The 21882-nt window shown below is 38.6% G+C and carries 18 protein-coding genes and 1 pseudogene; 8 read left to right on the top strand and 11 right to left on the bottom strand.

Annotated elements, in window-relative coordinates:
* Window positions 1–140: 140 nt before the first annotated feature.
* Together P6280_RS05020 and xerH are read left to right on the top strand one after the other, a co-directional pair.
* Window positions 141–1367: pseudogene (locus P6280_RS05020) on the top strand (hypothetical protein); the annotation flags it as partial.
* A 313-nt stretch (window positions 1368–1680) separates the two neighbouring features.
* Window positions 1681–2748, top strand: a complete 1068-nt coding sequence (gene xerH, locus P6280_RS05015) for a tyrosine recombinase XerH (RefSeq protein ID WP_283237164.1) — start codon at window positions 1681–1683, stop codon at window positions 2746–2748.
* Window positions 2749–2808: 60 nt separating this feature from the next.
* Here xerH and P6280_RS05010 read toward each other — a convergent pair whose 3' ends face one another.
* The 9 genes from P6280_RS05010 to glmU all read right to left on the bottom strand — a co-directional run bounded on the left by P6280_RS05010 (window position 2809) and on the right by glmU (window position 11309).
* A complete protein-coding gene (locus P6280_RS05010) occupies window positions 2809–3315 on the bottom strand; it encodes a methylated-DNA--[protein]-cysteine S-methyltransferase (RefSeq protein WP_283237163.1) in 507 nt (168 codons plus the stop codon).
* 3 nt (window positions 3316–3318) lie between these two features.
* The gene (locus P6280_RS05005; RefSeq protein ID WP_283237162.1) at window positions 3319–4086 is read right to left on the bottom strand and encodes a sulfite exporter TauE/SafE family protein; all 768 of its coding nucleotides are present in this window, start codon (window positions 4084–4086) and stop codon (window positions 3319–3321) included.
* Window positions 4087–4200: 114 nt separating this feature from the next.
* On the bottom strand, window positions 4201–5148 hold the full coding sequence (locus P6280_RS05000) for a Gfo/Idh/MocA family protein (protein WP_283237161.1): 948 nt from the start codon (window positions 5146–5148) through the stop codon (window positions 4201–4203).
* A 61-nt stretch (window positions 5149–5209) separates the two neighbouring features.
* Complete coding sequence (locus P6280_RS04995; RefSeq protein ID WP_283237160.1) at window positions 5210–7576, bottom strand: ribonucleoside-diphosphate reductase subunit alpha; 2367 nt, start codon at window positions 7574–7576, stop codon at window positions 5210–5212.
* 165 nt (window positions 7577–7741) lie between these two features.
* Window positions 7742–8248 (bottom strand): hypothetical protein, encoded by a 507-nt coding sequence (locus P6280_RS04990; RefSeq protein ID WP_283237159.1) that lies wholly within the window; start codon window positions 8246–8248, stop codon window positions 7742–7744.
* 39 nt (window positions 8249–8287) lie between these two features.
* Complete coding sequence (locus tag P6280_RS04985; RefSeq protein ID WP_283237158.1) at window positions 8288–8608, bottom strand: pantothenate kinase; 321 nt, start codon at window positions 8606–8608, stop codon at window positions 8288–8290.
* Between the two features lie 307 nt (window positions 8609–8915).
* Window positions 8916–9386: a hypothetical protein gene (locus P6280_RS04980; protein WP_283237157.1), complete on the bottom strand. Its 471-nt coding sequence runs from the start codon at window positions 9384–9386 to the stop codon at window positions 8916–8918.
* Window positions 9387–9409: 23 nt separating this feature from the next.
* On the bottom strand, window positions 9410–9760 hold the full coding sequence (locus tag P6280_RS04975) for a glycine zipper domain-containing protein (RefSeq protein ID WP_154422705.1): 351 nt from the start codon (window positions 9758–9760) through the stop codon (window positions 9410–9412).
* 247 nt (window positions 9761–10007) lie between these two features.
* Window positions 10008–11309 carry a bifunctional UDP-N-acetylglucosamine diphosphorylase/glucosamine-1-phosphate N-acetyltransferase GlmU gene (gene glmU, locus P6280_RS04970; RefSeq protein ID WP_283237156.1) on the bottom strand — a complete coding sequence of 434 codons (1302 nt, stop codon included), beginning with the start codon at window positions 11307–11309 and terminating at the stop codon, window positions 10008–10010.
* 81 nt (window positions 11310–11390) lie between these two features.
* On the opposite strand from glmU, the gene fliP reads away from it, so the two are divergent.
* Window positions 11391–12137 carry a flagellar type III secretion system pore protein FliP gene (fliP, locus tag P6280_RS04965; protein WP_001210273.1) on the top strand — a complete coding sequence of 249 codons (747 nt, stop codon included), beginning with the start codon at window positions 11391–11393 and terminating at the stop codon, window positions 12135–12137.
* A 38-nt stretch (window positions 12138–12175) separates the two neighbouring features.
* Here fliP and P6280_RS04960 read toward each other — a convergent pair whose 3' ends face one another.
* Both P6280_RS04960 and feoB read right to left on the bottom strand, forming a co-directional pair.
* Window positions 12176–14479 carry a TonB-dependent receptor family protein gene (locus P6280_RS04960; protein ID WP_283237155.1) on the bottom strand — a complete coding sequence of 768 codons (2304 nt, stop codon included), beginning with the start codon at window positions 14477–14479 and terminating at the stop codon, window positions 12176–12178.
* 241 nt (window positions 14480–14720) lie between these two features.
* Window positions 14721–16649: a ferrous iron transport protein B gene (gene feoB, locus P6280_RS04955; RefSeq protein ID WP_283237154.1), complete on the bottom strand. Its 1929-nt coding sequence runs from the start codon at window positions 16647–16649 to the stop codon at window positions 14721–14723.
* A gap of 143 nt (window positions 16650–16792) precedes the next feature.
* Between feoB and P6280_RS04950 the strand changes: the two genes are divergently transcribed.
* The 5 genes from P6280_RS04950 to P6280_RS04930 all read left to right on the top strand — a co-directional run bounded on the left by P6280_RS04950 (window position 16793) and on the right by P6280_RS04930 (window position 21771).
* Window positions 16793–17605 carry a 3'-5' exonuclease gene (locus P6280_RS04950; RefSeq protein WP_283237153.1) on the top strand — a complete coding sequence of 271 codons (813 nt, stop codon included), beginning with the start codon at window positions 16793–16795 and terminating at the stop codon, window positions 17603–17605.
* A gap of 278 nt (window positions 17606–17883) precedes the next feature.
* Entirely contained in the window at window positions 17884–19059 is a 1176-nt protein-coding gene (locus P6280_RS04945; protein WP_283237152.1) for an acetyl-CoA C-acetyltransferase, read from the top strand.
* A gap of 10 nt (window positions 19060–19069) precedes the next feature.
* Window positions 19070–19768, top strand: a complete 699-nt coding sequence (locus P6280_RS04940; RefSeq protein WP_283237151.1) for a CoA transferase subunit A — start codon at window positions 19070–19072, stop codon at window positions 19766–19768.
* The gene (locus tag P6280_RS04935) at window positions 19765–20388 is read left to right on the top strand and encodes a 3-oxoacid CoA-transferase subunit B (RefSeq protein ID WP_001206236.1); all 624 of its coding nucleotides are present in this window, start codon (window positions 19765–19767) and stop codon (window positions 20386–20388) included. Before P6280_RS04940 ends, P6280_RS04935 begins: the two co-directional genes overlap by 4 nt.
* 18 nt (window positions 20389–20406) lie before the next feature.
* Entirely contained in the window at window positions 20407–21771 is a 1365-nt protein-coding gene (locus tag P6280_RS04930; protein ID WP_283237150.1) for a TIGR00366 family protein, read from the top strand.
* The last annotated feature ends 111 nt before the right edge of the window (window positions 21772–21882 follow it).

Raw genomic sequence — 21882 nt, 5'->3', positions numbered from 1 at the left:
AAAGGGGGGGATTTTATATTGTAGTTAGTGGTATAGCGTGGTATAATGGTTAGATTTAAAAGTTTGAAAAGTGCAGTTTTCATAACTAAATGAATTTTAAGGAAAAATATGGCAGCAAGATTAGAGTTAGATGATATAACATGGTAGGACTAGTGAAATTACTGCTTTTATGGTATTTACAAACGAATCAGAATTTAAAAAACTACTTGCTAGTGTTAGCCAAATATCTCAATAATAAATATCTCAATAATAGAGATATTTGGTATTGTGAAAACGCTATTTGCGATAAAAAAGGCACTTATAATATAGAAATAGAATTTGGAGAAGTGTTAGACGCAGTCAAAGATACTTTCGGTAATTTACTGCAACTTCTTACAAATTTAAAGAACAAGGAAATTGAATTTGATTTTCACAAGAAAATTAATTACGGATTGCCTTTTGGGATTATCTTTATTACTAGCAACTCTGACAACCTTATTGATATTGACAATAAAACTAAAAAATTAGAATCATGTTTTCGTGATGCGATTAAGCATCCTTTTTATTGCCCATTTACAATTGGAAACTATTTAATTTTAGATAATCTAAAAAGCTGTTTTATATTCCAAAACGATAGTTCATTCAATTTAAAGCAATACTTGTTAGGATTGAAAGAAAAGTTAGGGTTTGAGCTAACGGGTATTTTCTATTGTGAAAACTCAAACACACACAAAATTGAATTGATTGGTAATGATTCTGATTTCAGAGAGGTATTGCTTGAATTTTCAGAGAATATACCAAAAGCCCCTAATGAAATACCACAATTTCTTACAAACTTTAAAAATTCAAAAATCCCCAATGGAAAAATTTCATTTTCGCCACCAAAAGATTATCCATCATTATATAAAGTATATGGATATTTTAAAAGAGAAGTAAGAGATACCTTTGATCGCTATTTGTGGCATGGTTATTCTAAAATTCCACAGGAGAAAAGGATAGCCAAAATAAAAGAGCAAGTGAATGAAGAAATTAAAATAAATCCTTCTTTTTGTAATTATAGAGTAGACTCTGAACAAAACCTCAAGATCAACGAAATTGTTGAAGGTTTAAAAAGTGGTAAGATCATTGGTAAAAAGATTATCTCTAATGCGTTCGATCTAAGTGTTAGCTATTGTTTTATCACTCTTGATGGCTTAAAGAATTTAAAGGAACGATTATTTATAGATATTATCAATGTTATCAACCAAAAAAAGAGAGTCGCGCTCAATCATGCTCAAATAGATGACATCCAGTATAATGTGCTTGATAGTGCGTTTTATTTTATCTTTGATGTTGGTAATCCTTCTCACTTAGCTATTAAAGCGCCTAGAAAATCTTTAGAAAATGATGAGTTACCTAACACTAAAAAAAACATATTCAATGGATTAATAAAAACTATCTATGGGTGTATTGATGATGAAAATGCATTTTTAGAATTAGAAAACGATAAAACTATCAATGATTTAAATCTTCAGGATTTATTGGGGCAATTAAAAACTCAAGCATTTCCATTATCAGACATTATTACTAACGCTATCAATCAAAAAGAGGGAGTGGCTCTTGATTACGCTCTAATAAACGATATTAAGTATAATTTGCTTGATAAACACATTCCATTTTATCTTTGATATTGATCTGCACTTAATAGATGACTAACCCCCAATGAAGCACCCCTTAGAAGAATTAAAAGACCCTATAGAAAATCTTTTGCTATGGATTGGGCGTTTTTTGCGTTACAAATGCACAAGCCTGTCTAATTCCCAAGTGAAAGACCAAAACAAGGTTTTTGAATGTTTGAACGAACTAAATCAAGTGTGCAGTGCAAGCCACTTGGAAAAAGTTTGTAAAAAAGCCCGTAACGCCGGATTGCTTGGGATCAACACCTACGCACTGCCCCTACTCAAATTCCACGAATACACCAAAAAGATTTCTTTAAAATCGCTCAAAAGCATTGATGAAGTGCTGCTCGCTGAATTTTTGAGCGTTTATACCGGGGGTTTGAGTTTAGCCACTAAGAAAAATTACAGGATCGCCCTGCTCGGGCTTTTTAGATACATAGACAAGCAAAATCAAGATGAAAATGAAAAATCTTATATTTATAATATCACGCTTAAAAATATCAGCGGAGTCAATCAAAGCACGGGCAACAAGCTCCCTACTCACCTAAATAATGAAGAATTAGAAAAATTTTTAGAGGGCATTGATAAAATAGAAATGTCTGCTAAAGTGCGCGCCAGAAACCGCCTGCTCATTAAAATCATCGTTTTTACGGGCATGCGATCTAATGAAGCCTTACAGCTTAAAATAAAGGATTTTACTTTAGAAAATGGCTGTTATACGATTTTGATTAAAGGTAAGGGCGACAAATACAGAGCGGTGATGCTCAAAGCTTTCCACATTGAGAGCCTTTTAAAAGAATGGCTTATAGAAAGGGAATTGTATCCTGTTAAAAATGATTTATTGTTTTGCAATCAAAAAGGCAGCGCTTTAACGCAAGCGTATTTGTATAAGCAAGTGGAACGCATCATCAATTTTGCGGGTCTGAGAAGGGAAAAAAACGGGGCGCACATGTTAAGGCATTCTTTTGCGACCTTGCTCTATCAAAAACGCCATGATTTGATTTTGGTTCAAGAAGCTCTAGGGCATGCGAGCTTGAATACCAGTAGGATTTACACGCATTTTGACAAGCAGCGTTTAGAAGAAGCGGCGAGCATTTGGGAAGAAAATTAAAAACACCCCCTACTCCCTTAAAAAAATGATTTTTACCATAAATAACCAAAGCCCCATTTTTTAAGAAATTAAAGAGTTTTTAGCTTGCTGGTTTAAAATTTTGCTTTCAAATTCTAACAGCCACTTTTTGACTTCTATGCCCCCATTATACCCCCCTAAAGCGCCATTTTTACGCACCACTCTATGACAAGGCACGATCAAAGAAATAGGGTTATTATAATTAGCGTTGCCAATAGCTCTGCAAGATCTAGGGTTATTAATGAGCTTTGCGATTTCATCGTAACTTTTTGTCTTGCCATAGGGGATAGTCATTAATGCAGACCAAACTTGTTTTTGAAAAAAAGTCCCTATCAAATCTAAAGGCGCATTAAATTCAAAAAGTTGCCCCAAGAAATAACGCTCCAAGGCTTGAATACTGAGTTTTAACGGGGTATTCATAGGGGCGTTATGAGAAAAATTGGTCGCATCAAAATCCAATCTTAACAAATGGCTCTCATTAGCGCACAAATGCAAATACTCTAAAGGGAAACTCTTAGGAGTCTTAAAATAGTAGTGGTATAAAACCATCAATTAAAAAAAGAGTTTGTATAAAATGATCAATAGCGACAAACCATACACCCCCAAAATCAAAGCTTTATGCATTTTTTCATTCAAAAGCCCCATGATCCATTTAATCCCAATGCTCACGCCCATAACAGAGCCTAATCCCACAATCGCCCCTGCTAAAAGCACTTCTTTATTGATGATGTGATGATAGATTAAAGAAAAAGCCCCTGAAATAGAAGAAAACAAGATGAAAAATAACCCTAGCGCCACGCATTTTTTAGAATCATACCCTAAAAAATAATGCATCAAAGGCACCATGAGCATCCCCCCACCAATCCCTAAAGTGATAGCAAAAAACCCGGTGAGCGTGCCAATTAAGAATAATTTTAAACCTTGCAAATGGTAGCGTTTAGTATCCGCTATAAAATCTTTTTTTTTGGGTTTTAAAACAAATTGGATCATAGAATACACGACTAAAAGCGCGAAAATAACCATTAAAATCTTACTGGAAACGATTTTTAAAATGAATCCGCTAAAACTCGCCCCTATCAGCCCCCCTGCCCCTATCAACAAGCCTAAAGAAAAATCAAGCGATTTTTTTTTGAAATTCAAAACAGAGCCAACGAACGATGAAAGCGCCATTTGCAAAATGGAAATCCCAATGGATTCTTCAAAAGAATGCCCGGTTGCGAGCATGATAGGGACAATGATCATCCCCCCACCAATGCCAAAAATCCCTGATAGAATGCCAGTAAAAAGCCCTATCGCTATGTATAACGCATAAATACCCATACAGAAACCCTTAAAAAAGTAAAATCCCTCTTAAAAGAAAATTAAAAACAACCCTATTCTAATCAAACACCAATAACCAAAACCCCCTAAACAACGCTTTCAAAAATTATGTTTTTATTGGTTTGTTTTGTTTTTGCAACACAAAGTATGCGAATCTTCATTGGGTTCGCTGACTGGGAGGTTTCTTAATTCATAAGCCAGTTTAATAGACGCCATAGCGTCATCTAAACCAAACCCCCCTTGAGCTAAAATCTGTTTGTAGCTTTCTATATACAGATTATCAAAGCCCTGCGTGAGATTGACTTCTTCGCCCTCTAGGATCATTTTATGATAAACTTTCTCTTTAGCCACTCCCATGTGTTCTGGATTGATGGAAAAAAACCACCTTATTTTGGCATGCTCTAAAAAGAGTATCCCCCCTACGCAATCAGGCTCTTCTTTATTGATAACCTTGTCTTTAACGCTTCCAAACAAATACAATAAAGTGTCAAAAATATTCATTCCCATTTGAGTGGCTAACCCTCCGCTCTTATTCACATCCGCTCGCCATGAAGAAAAATACCATTTCCCTTGGACGCTGATATAAGTGAGCGTGATGTCAAACACCTTGCTAGGGTTTTTGTCTAATTCGCTTTTAATTTTTTCTTTTAAGGCCAGCGTGTCGCAATGCAAGCGCAAGGGCAAAAGACTAAACACCCTTTTTTGGTATTTCACCTCTAAATCTTTCAATTCTTGTATTTCGCCAGGGTCTAAAACTAAGGGTTTTTCACAAATCACATGCATGCCGTTTCTTAACCCGAAACGGATATGATCAAAATGCGTGTGCGTGGGCGTGCAAACACTCAAATAGTTGATTTCTTTACCCATAGCCCTAGATTGCTCTAAATGCTTTTCAAAATCTTCAATATTTGTAAAAAACTCTGATTGCGCGAAATACTCATCTAAAACCCCCACGCTATCATGAATATCAAAAGAGCAATCCAAAAAATGCCCTGTATCTCTAATCGCTTGCAAGTGTTTGGGAGCGATAAACCCCCCTGAACCAATCATAGCAAAAAGCATTCATCTTCCTTAAATAATTTTGAATCTCATTTTAGCAAAGATTAGCTTATTTAAGCTTATATTATTGGCAATTGAAACACTCCACCGATCGATCCAACACGCTTTTTTCATCTATGCTAGGGCTTTCGCTGCGCAAATAGTAAGTGGATTTTAACCCTAATTTCCAAGCGAGCGTGTAGATTTCATGCAAGGTTTTACCGCTGGCGTTTTCTATGCGTAAAAACACATTAATGCTTTGGCCTTGATCGATCCATTTTTGGCGCACGGCCGCTGCTTTAATCAAATCTTTAGCGTCAATATCATAGGCTGATGTGTAAAAATTCCAGGTTTCTGCGCTCAAATTAGGCACTACGACAGGAATAAGCCCGCTCAAATTTTCTTCAAACCATTTTTTCTTATAAATGGGTTCAATCGTTTGGGTTGTGCCCACTAAAATAGAAATGGAGCTTGTGGGAGCGATCGCCATTAAATAGCCATTACGCATGCCATTGGCTTTGACTTTTTCCCTCAAACCTTGCCAATCGCAAGCGTGGTTAAAAAGCCCTTTTTCGGTGAGCTTTAAGGCTTCATTATTGGCTTTATCAATGGGGAAAACCCCCTTACTCCATTCTGAATTTTCAAAATCCTTATAAACCCCTTTTTCTTTCGCTAAATTCGCGCTCGTGTCAATCGCATGGTAGCTGATTTGCTCCATTAAAGCGTCAATTTTTTCCAAATGCTCTTTAGACCCCCAAGCGATTTGATGTTCTGCGAGCATTTGCGCTTCACCCATAACCCCTAACCCTATGGCTCTATTTTGTAAATTGGTGGCTTTGACTTTGCGGTTTGGGTAGAAATTCAAATCAATCACATTGTCTAAAAGCCTAACTATGATCGGCACAACCCTTTTAATGTCTTCTTCAGTGTTGATCTTGCTTAAATTAATGCTCGCCAGATTACACACCGCCGTTTGCCCGTCTTTAGCGACTTTAGTAGCGATATAGATTTGCTTGCCCTTAAGAATATCGGTGCTAGTGAGCTTGTTGGCGCATTTAGTGATATTATTATCTGTCGTTACCAACTGCTTTTCTTCAAAAAACTCTATGGCGCCATCGGTGTATTCTATTTGCATGTAATAGTGGTTAGGCACGGTATTTTGAAAAATCTCCGTGCACAGATTGCTAGATCGAATAATGCCTGCATGAGCGTTTGGATTGCACCGATTGGCGTTATCTTTAAAGGCTAAGAAAGGCAAGCCGGCTTCAAAATAATTCATTAAGATTTTTTTCCATAAATCTTTAGCGTTAATGTATTCTTTAATGATTTTAGGATCTTTTTCATACTCTAAATAGCGTTTTTCAAAATCCTGCCCATAAAGCTCAGTCAAATCCTTACACTCATAAGGGTCAAACAAAGTCCACATCGCATCTTCTAAAACCCTTTTCATAAACAAATCGCACACCCAAAGAGCCGGGAATAAATCATGCGCTCTTCGCCTTTCATCGCCGCTATTTTTCCTTAAATCAATGAACTCCATCACATCAATGTGCCAAATTTCCAAATACACCGCAATCGCACCCTTTCGTGTGCCTAATTGATCCACCGCAATCGCCACATCGTTAGCGATTTTTAAAAAAGGGATCGTGCCAGCGCTCGCATTTTTATGCCCATCAATATAACTCCCAATAGAGCGCACCAAAGAAAAATCCCAACCAATCCCTCCGCCGTATTTAGACAACAGCGCCATTTCCTTATAGCTGTCAAAAATCCCCTCAATATTATCCGGCGTGCTGCCAATATAGCATGAGCTTAGCTGGTGCTTGGTGGTGCGAGCGTTCGCTAGAGTGGGGGTCGCGCACATCGCTTCAAATTTGCTTAAAACTTCATAAAATTCTAAAGCGATTTTATTGGGTTCTTGTTCGTTTTGCGCTAAAAACATCGCAATGCTCATAAACATGTGTTGGGGCAATTCAATAGGGTTGTTGTTAGCGTCTTTTAACAAATAGCGATCATACAAGGTTTTAATCCCTAAATAATTGAACTGGAAATCCCTTTCAGGCTTGATCTGGCTATTCAAAAACTCTAAATCAAATTTTTCCTTAAAGCCCTTAAGGATGCGGCCCTTTTCTTCAGCGTTTTCAAAATACTCTTTCAAATGCCTATACCCTGTAAAACCACTTACTTTATGGTATAAATCATACAAAAAAAGCCTTGAAGCGACAAAGCTCCAATTAGGCGTGTCAATATCTATCTTATCCACAGCGGTTTTAATCAAAGTTTGTTGGATTTCTTCAGTAGTGATCTTGTCCCTGAATTGCAACCTCGCATCCACTTCTAGCTCACTTTGGCTCACGCCCTCTAAATTGTCCGTGGCGTCCTTAGTGTATTTTTGGATTTTTGTAATGTCCAAAGGCTCAATGCGCCCGTTTCGTTTAACCACCGTAATCAAAATTTTTCCTTTGAATTAAATCGTTTGTTTTTTAAATTTGGAATTGTATCAATAAAAAACTTAAGAAAAAGAAAAGTTCAAGTTGGATCTGTTATATTAATGAGAATGAGTTTTAAAGTTTTTTAATTTTTTATTCCCCCTCCATTTTAATGGCACTAGGTTAAATCACCACCCTAATTTAGCGCAAAGCTTAAGAAGATATTGAAGCCCCAAAAAAACCAAACACTCTACAAGAAAGTTGCTAGGATGCCCAAAATACGCTGAAATTTCATGCATAGCGACAACAAAGGGCATTATTGAAAGCATCAAATAAAAGTCTCTTAGTCTTGCCCCTAACACAGCGTCATAAAACGCGCCAAAAAACCTAGCCTTAAAAATGGCTTTAAAAAACTTGGGGAACCCTTGCCAAGTTTCAATCATTAAATAACCTGCCGACCTGCCTTTTGGGTTGAACAAGAGGTTAGACAACAAAGCCGCTATTAGAGCCACTAGACACACATAATAACTATATTTAGGGTTAAAGATCGGATCGCTAGCTGAACCATTTGTTTCATAAAAAATCCTAGTGGCTATGGAGATACATATCGCATAGACCAAACCTATTGCTTTTGAATATTCTGATCCACTCAGACGATCTTTTGAGCCATTCAAGTTCTCTTTTGTAGTATCCATATCATTTCCTTTCCCCCCATCACCTTGGCTCATTTAAGATCACCAAGCATGCCCAAAACTATAGCCGTAATCATAAAAATCACGGATAGGTTCTCTTGGGGCTTGTGGCTCTTTAGTTTGAGGCTCTCTGTCTATGAAATCACGGATAAAATCTTCTACCCTATCGCCTATTTCCCGACCAAGCTGACCCCCAATCGCAGCTCCTAACGGCCCTCTGACAGCTCCCATTGTTGAACCAATATCTCCTCCAATATCTCTACCAAACTGACCCCTTGCCTCTATTCTAGGACCAGCTATAGCCATATTAGCCATTGCACCGCATAAAATCACTACACAACTAAATGTTTTCAATCCACTCATAACAAATCCTTTCATAAAATTGAGATTCAAGGCATTTTTGGCACACCTTGATAAGAATATTTATACCACAATCCTATTAGAATCATTGTTACAGATCATAAAAATATCACAAAAATCTCAATAAGTGTTTTGTTTCTTCACAAATTACAGGATTAAAGTAAATGGTTATAATATTTTAGGATTTTTCATTATTGAAGCAAATTAAGGTTTCTTAAAAAACTTAAAATACCCGTTTTCAATAATAAAAATGGGTTTTAAAGTTTTTTAATTTTTTATACCCCCTCCATTTAATGATATTTGGGTTAAATCACCACCCTAATTTAGCGCAAAGCCTAATACAAAGCCCAAAAACACACACAAAGCTAAGAAGGATCAAACCCTCTACAAGTAAGTTGCTAGGATGCCCGCAATACGCTGAAATTTCATGGATAGCGGCAACAAAGGGCATCGTTAAAAGTGCCATATAAAAATCCCTCAGTCTTGCTCCTAACACAGCGTCATAAAACGCACCAAAAAACCTAGCCTTAAAAATGGCTTTAAAAAACTTGGGGTATCTTACTTGGAAAGATTTATAACAATCCCTACCTCGTGGGTCAAATAAAAGGTTAGACAACAAAGCCGCTATTAAGAGTGTTAGCCATGCATAATAACTATCTTTAGGGCTAAAAAGTGGATCGACAGCGCCTTGGCTACAACGAAATGTGGATATACATCCCGCATAGACTATGGCCACTGCCCATCGATATTCGGAGATGCTCAAACGCTCTTTGATATTCATGCTTACTCCTTCCTCACCCAAAACTACCTATCATACACAAAATGACGATCATAGGTGGGTTCTCTTGGGGTTTGTGGCTCTCTATCAACGCCACGGATAAAATCTTCTACCCTATCGCCTATTTCAGCTCCAGAATATGCCCCTATTCCACCACCAATGCCTGCACCAAACACAGTACTCCACGGACCTACAAGAGACCCAATCATTCCACCCATTGCACCACCCATTCCAGCTCCAACAGCTTCCCCCCAAAATCTGCCTAATTCACCCCTTGCCTCTATTCTAGGACCAGCTATAGCCGTATTAGCCATTGCACCGCATAAAACCACTACACAACTAAATGTTTTCAATCCACTCATAACAAATCCTTTCATAAAATTGAGATTCAAGACATGTTTGGCACACCTTGATAAGAATATTTATACCACAATCCTATTGGAAGCATTGTTATAAATCATAAAAATATCACAAAAATCTCAATAAGTGTTTTGTTTCTTCACAAATTACAGGATTAAGGTAAATAATTAAGAATAAAAAGAGGACTTTTTAATCCATTAAAATACGCTTAATAAAGTTTTAAAACATTGCAATTTTTTCTGTAAAAGCGATTTTTCAAACTCTTTAAGATTTCTTAAAAAACTTAAAATACCCATTTTCAATGTTAGTTTGAGGGGCGCGTGAAAGGCTCAACGAACCGCTAGGAATGTCTTTAGTGATGGTGGTGCCGCTGCCGATTAAGACATTAGAGCCGATATTTATGGGGGCGACTAGCTGGCTATCGCTCCCTATAAAGACATTTTCACCGATGATCGTTTGGTGTTTCTTTTTACCATCGTAATTGCAAGTGATCACGCCAGCCCCCACATTTGTGTTTTTCCCTATCTCACAATCCCCTAAATAGCTCAAATGCCCTGCTTTAGCGCCTTGAAGTTTGGCGTTTTTAGTTTCTACAAAATTCCCCACATGGCTATTACAAATCACGCTTTTAGGGCGCGCATGGGCAAACGGCCCCACGCTACTATTAATGATTTGACTCTCTTCTATCACGCTATAAGCCTTAATGCGCGCGTTTTCTATCAAACAATTCCCACTCAAACGCACCCCTTGCTCTAAAACGCACTCCCCCTTAAAACTCACGCCTTTTTCTAAATAAATGCTATTAGGCAATTGCATCACTACCCCCAAGTCCATGGCGTTTTTCCGCAGTCTTTCTAGCATGATTTCTTCAGCTTTCGCCCTTTCTGTTTGGCTATTCACCCCTAAAAAACACTCTTCTTCTAAGAAAATAGCGTCAATTGTTTCGTTTTCATTGATTCCTAGAGCGATTAAATCCGTGAGATAGTATTCTTTTTGGGCGTTTTGGTCATGGAGCTTGGGCAAGTATTTTTCTAAAAACCCCCTTTCAAACCCATACACGCCAGCATTCACGCTTTGAATGGTTTTTTCTTTGGTATTAGCGTCCTTTTCTTCTACAATCTTTTTAACCTGATAATCTTCTAAAACAACGCGCCCATAACCTTTAGGGTCAGCTAAATGGAGTATGCCTATAGCGTTATTCTGGCTTTCTAATAAGGGGGCGAGAGCGTCTTTAGTGATTAAGGGCATGTCCGCATTCAAAATCAAAACCCGCTCATGTTGAGTGAAAATAGGCGTTTTATCTTCTTGCATGATAGCCCCACCTGTCCCTGAATATTTTTCCACGATTTGAGTGTGGAAGATTACGCCCTTAAAACGCTCCAACACCGCTTCTTTAATGCGTTCTTGTTGGTGGTATAAGACAAGATGCACATCATCGCTGATTGAAAAAGCCGTTTCTAAAATGTAAAACAACATAGGCTCCCCGCAAATCGTGTGTAAAGTTTTAGGCAAGCTAGAATGCATGCGAGTGCCTTTACCAGCGGCCAGTATGATGACAGAAAGCATTAAAATCCTTTTTTTAGGGAATTTTAACATGCCTTATCTTATAATTTGGCTTCGTTTCATCAAAGATTTAAGGCTAGAATTTTGCGTTTTTTCATTTTTTTCATTCTCATTTGCCCTTTAATATGCCCTTTAATGAGCGCTGATAGCGCTTTGCCTAGCGTCAATCTCTCTTTAAACGCTCCTAATGATCCCAAACAGCTTGTAACCACCCTTAATGTCATCGCCCTACTCACGCTTTTAGTTTTAGCCCCGTCATTGATTTTAGTGATGACAAGTTTCACCCGTTTGATCGTGGTGTTTTCTTTTTTAAGGACCGCTTTAGGCACGCAACAAACCCCACCCACTCAAATTTTAGTCTCGCTCTCTTTGATATTGACTTTTTTCATCATGGAACCTAGTTTGAAAAAGGCTTATGACACAGGGATTAAGCCTTATATGGATAAAAAAATTTCTTACACCGAAGCGTTTGAAAAAAGCGCTCTGCCTTTCAAGGAATTCATGCTTAAAAACACACGAGAAAAGGATCTAGCCCTTTTTTTTAGGATCAGAAACCTCCCTAACCCTAAAACCCCTGATGAGGTGAGTTTGAGCGTTTTGATCCCAGCATTTATGATAAGCGAGTTGAAAACAGCGTTTCAAATCGGCTTTTTACTTTACTTGCCTTTTTTGGTGATTGATATGGTGATCAGCTCTATTTTAATGGCGATGGGCATGATGATGCTCCCGCCTGTAATGATTTCTCTGCCTTTTAAAATTTTAGTGTTTATTTTAGTAGATGGGTTTAATTTATTGACCGAAAATTTAGTGGCGAGTTTTAAAATGGTTTGATATTAAAAACATTCAAGCTATAAAAGCTTGAAACCAGTTTAAAACTCATAATTCAAATACGCTGTAATGGATCGCCCTGGCGCGGGTTCTCTCCCTGTAGGGCTTGTGCCAATCCCCCTAAAATAATACTTCATGTTGAAAAGGTTATTGATTTGCAAACTCCCTGTGATTTTATGCCTACCGCTTTGCCATAAAACTGAGCTTACTTGAACATTCAACACAAAATACAAGGGCAATAACCCCACTGAATTACAACCATACTCTAGCCCTCCTGTGTATTTTGGGTTTAAGGGCAGGCACACGGTTTGGCTTTTGGCTTGATTGAGCATGGAACTATAAGCACGACTATAAAAATAGCTACTAATACCAAAAGTCGTGTGCTTATAAGTATACATCATGTCAAATATGAATTGGTTAGGACTCACATAAGGCAAACGTTTCCCTTTAATGTCAAAGGGTTTATTGACAATGCCTGTAAAATAATAAGCAATATCATCAGCGTTAGAAGTGATGCGTGCATCAATGTAAGTGTAAGCCACATGAAATTGCAAACCTCTAATCGGCGCGTAATACAATTCCAATTCCACCCCTTGACTCCTAGCGTTAATAGGCTGCGGACTATAGCCTCCTGCATAGTAACGATTGGCAAAAATCACAAAATAATTGGTATTAAAGCTCAATAGATTTTTATAACTATAGCGTTGCCCTACTTCAATTTCATTAAAAATTTGGTTGTAATTGGTCCTACTAATGCCTAGCATTGTGTGTTGTGGAGGGATAAAACTGCGGCGGTAGTTCGCATACCATATCCAATTTTCCATAGGTTTATAGCCAATGTTAAGGCCGGGACTCCATTCGTTTTGACGCTTTTTGGTAGTATTCCATACAGAAAAATCATGCTTTTCTGGCTCTTTGTTGGTATAGTTCAAAAAAGTGTATCTAATCCCTGGAGTTATCACCAATTTAGAATCAAAAAGCTCTATTTTATCGCTCAACCATACCGCTGTATAGTTGTTAAACAAGTTTTGATTGTTGCTGGGTGTTTTAGAAAGAACAAAAGGAGGCATGCGGCACACCCCATTAAAAATATCGGTTTTTTCGCATGTGCTTTGATCCAATCTAAAATACATATCTATTGTTATAAAACGCATGCCCACATTAAAAGTTTGCTTAACTTTACTGGTATTGACGACTAAGTTCAAATTAGGCTCAAATGCGTTCATTATATAACGCCTTAAATGATCAAAGATAAAAAATCCTGCATAATTTTGATCGGTATAAACAGGGCCTAATTTAGGATTGGTATTGACATTCAAAAAATTAGAATCAAATTGGAAATCCCTTGACATGTCATGCCCATAGTAGCTAAAAGTGAAATCCCCACCTATTTTATCCGTATCCCCAAAAAAGTTTTGATACACAGCTCCCCATCGTTTCGCTCTCCCGCTTTTATTGTTATTAGGGCGGTTGTTTTGAAAACGATTTTGATTATAAGCGGCTATACCTAAAGTTCCGGGGTCTGCCATAAAATAATTATAGTATTGGAAAAAAGCAGTGATCTTATTATTATCATTGATTTGATACAAGGAATCTAGCATGTAGTTTTGAATGTTCGTAGGGCTGTTGTATCTAAACCCTTGCCCTTTAAGCCAGTTGACTTGAGCTTGGATTCCAAAATGCTTATTCATCATGCCCCCTGTTCTTAAGTAAGTGTCAAAAAGCATGTTATTGGCTAAGCTCTTGTCAAGGTTTTTAGAATTTTGATTGAAAAAGCCCCCATTTTCAGATTTGCCCCAAAAAGTGGCCCTCTCGCTCACCTGACTCTCCCACTTGGTAGGAATGCCCTTAGTGATCACATTAATCACACCGCCAAAAACATTAGGGCCATAACGCACGCTCTCCCCGCCCTTGGTTACGCTGATTCTATCTACAGATTGAAAGGTTACAGGAAAAATAGGAATGCTAATATCAACATAGGGCGCAACATAAATAGGGATCCCATTGACTAAAACCATAGCCGTATTGGAATGCCCTGAACTCCCCCCACCAAACCCCCTAACAGAAAAGCTAGGAACAGCTCCAATACCCGTAGCGTTTCTAATATGCACGCCTGGCACATTTTGCAAAGCTTCTTCAATGCTCTGATTGGCGCTTTTAGTGAGTTGCTTGTTAGAAATCACCGTGCGAGAACCCATATAGTTTCTCACTTCCTTACTCCTCCAGCTTAAAGGCGCTTCCTTATCGTTAGCCACCCCTGAAGCTTCTACCCTTTCCAAATTATGAGTTTTCATGCCGTGCGCGCTATGACTCAAAACAACCAAAGAGACTAAAATTCTTTTCATTTACCACCTTTTATGAAAAATGTTCTTTTTTACAACAAGGTGTAATTTATAATAACCATTATTAGTTTTAGCTTAAATTTTGAGACAATTATTATTTAAATTAAATTAATAGCTTTTTTTTATCAAAAATGCCGATTGATGCGAATGTTTATAGAAAAGATTGGGAGAAAAATAAAAATTTTTTAATATTTCTAATGGGGGAATTTTAAACGAATAAAGGGTTTTAAACTATGGCTAGCCCTTAAACCAAAATTTGAGTTGCATAAAAAGCTATCAAGGAAAATGCATACGCTACAACGGTTGTGAAGATGAATAAATACGCTACAAACTTGATCCCCCCAGCTTCCCTACCAAAAGTAATGGTCGCTGCAAAACAAGGGATGTAAAACATCACAAACACGATAAAAGCGATCCCGCTAGGCACGCTGACTTCTTTTCTTAAAATCTCTCTAAAAGCGTCAGATTTTTCATTTTGATCCTCTAAAGAAAACAACACCCCCAAAGTAGAAACCACCACCTCTTTAGCCATAAATCCGGTTACAAGCGAGACGCTCAAACGCCAATCAAAATCCATAGGACTAAAGACTTTTTCCAAATACGCCCCGCCTCTTCCTACAACGCTATTTTTTAAATTCGTTTGATCCAATTTGGCTTTTAATTCTTTTAATTTTTCTTCTTTAGCTTCGCTTGAAAGAGTGGTGTCTTTATCCACTAACAAGCTTTCTTGTTTATAAGCTTTCATAGCCGCATCGCTTTTAGGGTATTGAGACATAAACCAGATTAAAATCGCTCCCACTAAAATATAAGTCCCGGCCTTTTTAAGGTAAGAAAGCGATTTGGTATAGATACTGAAATAAATCATTCTAGAACTTGGCAAGCGGTATTTGGGCATTTCCATGATAAAGGATTCAGTCTGTCCTTTAAACACGCTCAATTTGAGTAATTTGGCCATCACTAACGCCACAACCGCCCCCAAAATATAAATGCAAAACAGCACAAACCCCGCGCTTGAAGAAGGGAAAAACGAGCCTACAAACAGCACATAAATAGGGAGTCTTGCCGAGCAGCTCATAAACCCGATCACAAAAAGCGTGATCAATCGTTCGTTATAGTTTTGTAAGGTTCTTGTCGCCATGTAAGCGGGCACAGAGCAACCAAAACCGGTGATTAAAGGGATAAAACTCTTCCCATGCAAGCCAAATTTATGCAAGATCCCATCTAATAAAAACGCTACCCTACTCATATAGCCTGTCGTTTCTAGTAAAGAAATCCCAAAATACAACACCACAATTAAAGGCAAGAATGAAACCGTCGCTCCCACTCCCCCAATAATGCCATCGCCCACCAAAGACGCTAAATCTTCATTAGCCACATTTTCTTTAACGCTATCGCTCAAAAATTTAAACCCTGCTTCAAGCGCTTTTTGCGCTCCGCCCCCTATTAAAAAGCTCAAGGAAAAAATGATAAACATAAACCCTAAAAAAATGAAAATCCCATAACGCTTGTGCATTAAAATCTTATCAATCTTATAAGTGTGTTCAAAGCTCGCATTTTGTTTGTTTTCACTGATCACTAATTGAGCGATTCTTTGAGCGCTCTGGCTGTATTTTAAAGACTCCTTAAAACTTTGAGACGGGACTTTTATGCTTTCATTGTTTGTGGTGTTTTGAGAATAAAGCCTGACAATTTCATCTAATAAAAGCTCTGTATTCAAGCGATCTTCTTTGGATCTTGCACTTGTAGGCACGCACACAACCCCTAATTCTTTAGAAAGCTTTTCTGTATTGATTTTAATACCTTCTTTTTGCGCCTCATCCCACATGTTGAGCGCAAGAAGCATTTTTTTATTCGTGTCTAATAACTGCACGCTTAAGGCTAAATTACGCTCTAAATTGGTGGAATCCACCACATTAAGAATGAGATCGTATTGCCCTTTTTCTAAAAAATCTTTAGTAACCTTTTCTTCAGTGGTGAAGTCATTGAGTGCGTAAGTGCCAGGTAAATCAATGATAGTGATTTGATGCTCTTTGTGTATCAAACCCACTTCCATTTTATCCACGGTAACCCCGGCAAAATTCCCCACTTTCAAATGGGCGTTGCTCAAAGCGTTGATGAGGGAGGATTTCCCTACATTAGGTTGGCCCACAAGAGCGACAATGATTTCTTTCATTTGGTTTGAATGCTCCACATTAAAGTTTTTTTAATTTTTGGTTATATAGTTTTGATATTAAAATTTAGCACTATAGCGCTATAAGACTAATTGTTATATAATAAAAGCAAAACAAGAAGGTTAAAATGCGAAAGGAGCGTGTAATGTTGTGCGTGTTTGATATAGAAACCATTCCTAGCGTGAGCCTGTGTAAAGAGCATTTTCAATTAGAAGAAAATGATGCACTAAAAATCTGTGAACGGAGTTTTGAAAAGCAAAAAGAAAAAAGCGGGAGCGAGTTTTTGCCTCTTTATTTGCATGAAATTATCTCTATTGCAGCAGTCATTGGAGATGATTACGGGAAGTTTATCAAAGTGGGGAATTTTGGTCAAAAACACGAGAATAAAGAGAATTTTACGAGCGAAAAAGAGCTTTTAGAGGACTTTTTCAAATACTTTAACGAAAAGCAACCGCGCTTGATAAGCTTCAATGGCAGAGGTTTTGACATGCCCCTACTCACGCTCAAAGCCCTTAAATACAATTTAACTTTAGACGCTTTTTACAACCAAGAAAACAAATGGGAAAATTACCGCGCGCGCTATAGCGAGCAGTTTCATTTGGATTTAATGGATAGCTTGAGCCATTATGGATCTGTTAGGGGGTTGAATCTAAATGGCATTTGCTCCATGACGAATATTCCTGGTAAATTTGATGTGAGCGGGGATTTAGTGCATGCGATTTATTTCAACCCACATTTAAGCCAAAAGGAGAAAAAAGGCATTATTGATGGCTATTGCCAAAGCGATGTGCTTAACACTTACTGGCTTTTTTTAAAATACGAAGTGTTAAAAGGGGCTTTAAATAAGGAGCAATACCTTGGACTATTGAGCGATTTTTTAGAAAAATTCCCTAAAGAAAAATCCTATTCAAGCGTTTTTATTAACGCTTTAGAGAAAGAAATCAGGGAGTTTGCTTAAAACCCTATAACCCCCTATTAAACTCCCATTGAAACCTTATTGGATAATCAAAACCAAAATATAGGTATTTATACCAACTTATAAGATAGGCTATAGCTTAAAAGCTAATAATGATAGTTTTAAACCAATTTGTGTTGAATGTAAATAATATTTTTGTGAAAAAAATAAACGGATCGCCCTCAACCTAAAACAAAACCTAAAACAAAATCAAACCTGTTAGGGTGTCAATCACCTAAAAGTGATACTATGGATTGATAAATCAACTTAAAGGTAAAGACATGAATGAAGTGGTTGTAGTGGCGGCAAAACGAAGTGCTGTGGGGAGTTTTTTAGGCTCTCTAAAGAGCGTGGGCGCTAGAGAAATGGGTGTTAGCGTGCTTAAAGACGCTCTGAAAGCGAGCACTCTTAAGCCTAGCGATGTGGATTCTGTCATTTTAGGCAATGTTTTATCCGCTGGTTTGGGTCAAAATATCGCCAGGCAGATCCAATTAGACGCTGGCATCCCGAATGACAGGAACGCTTTTAGCGTCAATATGGTTTGTGGATCGTCTATGAAAGCCATTCAATTAGCGCATGATGCCATCATGCTTGGGCGCGATGAGGTGGTGGTGTGCGGTGGCGTGGAAAACATGAGCAAAGCACCCTATTTGTCGTTTGACATGCGAGACGGGAAGAGAATGGGGAATGCGAACATGATAGACTCCATGATCCATGACGGATTATGGGATGCGTTCAATGATTACCACATGGGGATCACCGCTGATAATGTCGCTCAAGCATACCACATCAGCCGAGAAGAGCAAGATGCTTTCGCGCTCCAATCGCAACTCAAAGCAAGAGCCGCCATTAATGCAGGGAAATTCCAAGAAGAAATCACGCCTATTGAAATAGCGAATAAAAAAGGCGTGGTTGTTTTTAAAGAAGACGAATACCCTAGAGACACAACTCTAGAATCCCTTGCAAAGCTCAAACCCGCTTTCAAAAAAGACGGATCGGTAACGGCAGGAAATTCATCAGGGATCAATGATGGCACGAGTATTATCATTTTATGCAGCGCTCAAAAAGCACAAAAATTGGGGTTAAAAACAATGGCGGTTATTAAGGGGTTTGGTTTGGGTGGTTGCAGTCCGGATATAATGGGGATATGCCCTAGCATCGCTATTAAAAACAATCTTAAAAATGTCAAAATGAATCTCAATGACATCAATCTTTTTGAACTCAATGAAGCCTTTGCTGCGCAAAGCATAGCCGTGTTAAAAGAGCTTGAATTAAACCCTAATATTGTGAATGTGAATGGAGGCGCAATAGCCATTGGCCACCCTATTGGCGCAAGCGGCGCTAGAATTTTGGTAACTTTATTGCATGAAATGAAAAGAAGCGCTCATAGCGTGGGTTGCGCATCATTGTGTGTGGGTGGCGGACAAGGGCTATCAGTAATAGTGGAACAAAAATAAGGAGAATGAGATGAACAAGGTTATAACTGATTTAGACAAAGCATTGAGTGGGTTAAAAGACGGGGATACTATTTTAGTGGGTGGTTTTGGGCTGTGCGGGATACCCGAATACGCCATTGATTACATTTATAAAAAAGGCATCAAGGATTTGATTGTTGTGAGCAATAATTGCGGCGTTGATGACTTTGGGCTTGGCATTCTGTTAGAAAAAAAGCAGATTAAAAAGATTATCGCTTCCTATGTGGGGGAGAATAAGATTTTTGAATCGCAAATGCTGAACGGAGAAATTGAAGTCGTTTTGACACCGCAAGGCACGCTGGCTGAAAACTTGCGCGCTGGTGGGGCTGGGATACCCGCTTACTACACCCCAACCGGTGTTGGGACTTTAATCGCTCAAGGCAAGGAATCAAGGGAATTTAACGGCAAGGAGTATATTTTAGAAAGAGCGATCACAGGCGATTACGGGTTTATCAAAGCCTATAAAAGCGACACTCTTGGGAATTTGGTGTTTAGAAAAACGGCTAGAAACTTCAATCCCTTGTGCGCGATGGCGGCAAAAATATGCGTCACTGAAGTGGAAGAAATTGTCCCGGCTGGGGAATTGGACCCAGATGAAATACACTTGCCAGGAATCTATGTGCAACACATCTATAAGGGCGAGAAATTTGAAAAACGGATAGAAAAAATCACGACAAGGAGCGCAAAATGAGAGAGGCTATCATTAAAAGAGCGGCAAAGGAATTAAAAGAGGGCATGTATGTGAATCTAGGGATAGGCTTGCCCACGCTTGTGGCTAATGAAGTGAGCGGGATGAATATCGTTTTCCAAAGCGAGAACGGGCTATTAGGGATTGGCGCTTACCCTTTAGAGGGGGGCGTTGATGCGGATCTCATTAATGCAGGCAAGGAAACCATAACCGTGGTGCCGGGCGCTTCGTTTTTCAACAGCGCGGATTCGTTTGCGATGATTCGTGGGGGGCATATTGATTTAGCGATTTTAGGAGGGATGGAAGTCTCACAAAATGGGGATTTGGCTAATTGGATGATTCCTAAAAAGCTCATAAAAGGCATGGGAGGGGCTATGGATCTGGTGCATGGCGCTAAAAAAGTGATTGTCATCATGGAGCATTGCAACAAATACGGGGAGTCTAAAGTGAAAAAAGAATGCTCATTGCCCTTAACAGGAAAAGGCGTGGTGCATCAATTGATAACGGATTTAGCGGTGTTTGAGTTTTCCAATAACGCCATGAAATTAGTGGAATTGCAAGAGGGTGTCAGCCTTGATCAAGTGAAAGAAAAAACAGAAGCTGAATTTGAAGTGCGCTTATAGCTTATAAAAGGGGTGTTGATGTTTTTATTAAGGCATTTGACTTCAGCGTGCGTGTTTTTGGCGTCTAAATGTTTGCCGGACTCCTTTGTTTTGGTCGCTCTTTTATCGTTTATCGTGTTTGTTCTTGTTTATGGTTTGACAGGGCAAGACGCTTCTTCTGTCATTTCTAGTTGGGGGAATGGCGCTTGGACGCTTTTAGGTTTTTCTATGCAAATGGCTCTTATTTTGGTGTTGGGTCAGGCTCTAGCTAGCGCTAAATTAGTCCAAAAACTTTTAAAATATCTAGCGTCTTTACCTAAAGGGTATTATACGGCTTTATGGTTGGTTACTTTTCTGTCATTAATCGCTAATTGGATCAACTGGGGTTTTGGCTTAGTGATTAGTGCGATTTTTGCAAAAGAGATCGCCAAAAATGTTAAAGGGGTGGATTACAGGCTGCTTATTGCGAGCGCTTATTCGGGTTTTGTCATCTGGCATGGGGGTTTATCAGGCTCTATCCCTTTAAGCGTTGCCACCCAAAATGAAGATCTATCCAAAATAAGCGCTGGGGTGATTGAAAAAGCTATTCCTATCAGTCAGACGATTTTTTCTGCCTATAATTTAATCATTATAGGGATCATTCTTGTAGGGTTACCCTTTTTAATGGCAGTAATCCACCCTAAAAAAGAAGAAATCATTGAGATTGACGCCAAGCTTTTAAAAGACGAATACAAGGAAACAGAACTCATTGATCACCAACAAGACAAAACGATCGTGCATTTTTTAGAAAACAGCACTCTGCTTTCTTATCTTTTGGTTTTTTTGGGTTTTGGGTATCTTGGCATTTATTTTTTTAAAGGAGGAGGGCTTGGTTTAAACATTGTCAATACGATTTTCCTTTTTTTAGGGATTTTGCTCCATAGAACCCCTTTAGCTTATGTGAAAGCGATCAATCATTCCGCTAGGAGCGTGGCTGGGATTTTATTGCAATTCCCTTTTTATGCCGGGATTATGGGGATGATGGCAAGCCATAGCGTGGGGGGTCATTCTTTAGCGCAAATGCTTTCTTTAGCCTTCACGCACATCGCTAATGAAAAAACTTTCGCGCTCATGACTTTTTTGAGCGCAGGGATTGTCAATATTTTCATCCCCTCTGGCGGAGGGCAATGGGCGATTCAGGCTCCTATCATGCTCCCTGCAGGGCAAAGCTTGGGGGTGGATCCGGGCGTGGTTTCTATGGCTATCGCTTGGGGAGATGCTTGGACGAATATGATACAGCCTTTTTGGGCTTTGCCCGCTTTAGCCATTGCGGGTTTGGGCGCTAAAGATATTATGGGCTATTGCGTTTTAACTTTAATTTTTGTAGGCTTAGTCGTGTGTGGGGTGTTTTATTTTTTAGTGTGAGTTTTATGCCTAAAACCACGCTCTTTTCAATGGGGTAGAATTTTCTCTTTTACCCCTTAAACGCTCTTGCAATTAAGCCTTATTTCGTTACAATAACCCCATAATAACCTA

The organism is Helicobacter sp. 219-2 (assembly GCF_030053225.1).
GTDB lineage: Bacteria > Campylobacterota > Campylobacteria > Campylobacterales > Helicobacteraceae > Helicobacter > Helicobacter pylori_C.
The sequence above is the reverse complement of the archived record's forward strand: the minus strand, read 5'-3'. Positions and strand labels throughout refer to the sequence as shown.

What these genes read in the sequence shown, in the direction of transcription:
- feoB (WP_283237154.1), bottom strand. Translation starts at nt 16,649, where the DNA reads ATGAAAGAAATCATTGTCGCTCTTGTGGGCCAACCTAATGTAGGGAAA.
- P6280_RS04975 (WP_154422705.1), bottom strand. Translation starts at nt 9,760, where the DNA reads ATGAAAGGATTTGTTATGAGTGGATTGAAAACATTTAGTTGTGTAGTG.
- P6280_RS04935 (WP_001206236.1), top strand. Translation starts at nt 19,765, where the DNA reads ATGAGAGAGGCTATCATTAAAAGAGCGGCAAAGGAATTAAAAGAGGGC.
- P6280_RS04940 (WP_283237151.1), top strand. Translation starts at nt 19,070, where the DNA reads ATGAACAAGGTTATAACTGATTTAGACAAAGCATTGAGTGGGTTAAAA.
- P6280_RS04960 (WP_283237155.1), bottom strand. Translation starts at nt 14,479, where the DNA reads ATGAAAAGAATTTTAGTCTCTTTGGTTGTTTTGAGTCATAGCGCGCAC.
- P6280_RS04950 (WP_283237153.1), top strand. Translation starts at nt 16,793, where the DNA reads ATGTTGTGCGTGTTTGATATAGAAACCATTCCTAGCGTGAGCCTGTGT.
- P6280_RS04930 (WP_283237150.1), top strand. Translation starts at nt 20,407, where the DNA reads ATGTTTTTATTAAGGCATTTGACTTCAGCGTGCGTGTTTTTGGCGTCT.
- P6280_RS04985 (WP_283237158.1), bottom strand. Translation starts at nt 8,608, where the DNA reads ATGAGTGGATTGAAAACATTTAGTTGTGTAGTGATTTTATGCGGTGCA.
- P6280_RS04990 (WP_283237159.1), bottom strand. Translation starts at nt 8,248, where the DNA reads ATGGATACTACAAAAGAGAACTTGAATGGCTCAAAAGATCGTCTGAGT.
- P6280_RS05005 (WP_283237162.1), bottom strand. Translation starts at nt 4,086, where the DNA reads ATGGGTATTTATGCGTTATACATAGCGATAGGGCTTTTTACTGGCATT.
- glmU (WP_283237156.1), bottom strand. Translation starts at nt 11,309, where the DNA reads ATGCTTTCTGTCATCATACTGGCCGCTGGTAAAGGCACTCGCATGCAT.
- P6280_RS05010 (WP_283237163.1), bottom strand. Translation starts at nt 3,315, where the DNA reads ATGGTTTTATACCACTACTATTTTAAGACTCCTAAGAGTTTCCCTTTA.
- P6280_RS04945 (WP_283237152.1), top strand. Translation starts at nt 17,884, where the DNA reads ATGAATGAAGTGGTTGTAGTGGCGGCAAAACGAAGTGCTGTGGGGAGT.
- xerH (WP_283237164.1), top strand. Translation starts at nt 1,681, where the DNA reads ATGAAGCACCCCTTAGAAGAATTAAAAGACCCTATAGAAAATCTTTTG.
- P6280_RS05000 (WP_283237161.1), bottom strand. Translation starts at nt 5,148, where the DNA reads ATGCTTTTTGCTATGATTGGTTCAGGGGGGTTTATCGCTCCCAAACAC.
- P6280_RS04980 (WP_283237157.1), bottom strand. Translation starts at nt 9,386, where the DNA reads ATGAATATCAAAGAGCGTTTGAGCATCTCCGAATATCGATGGGCAGTG.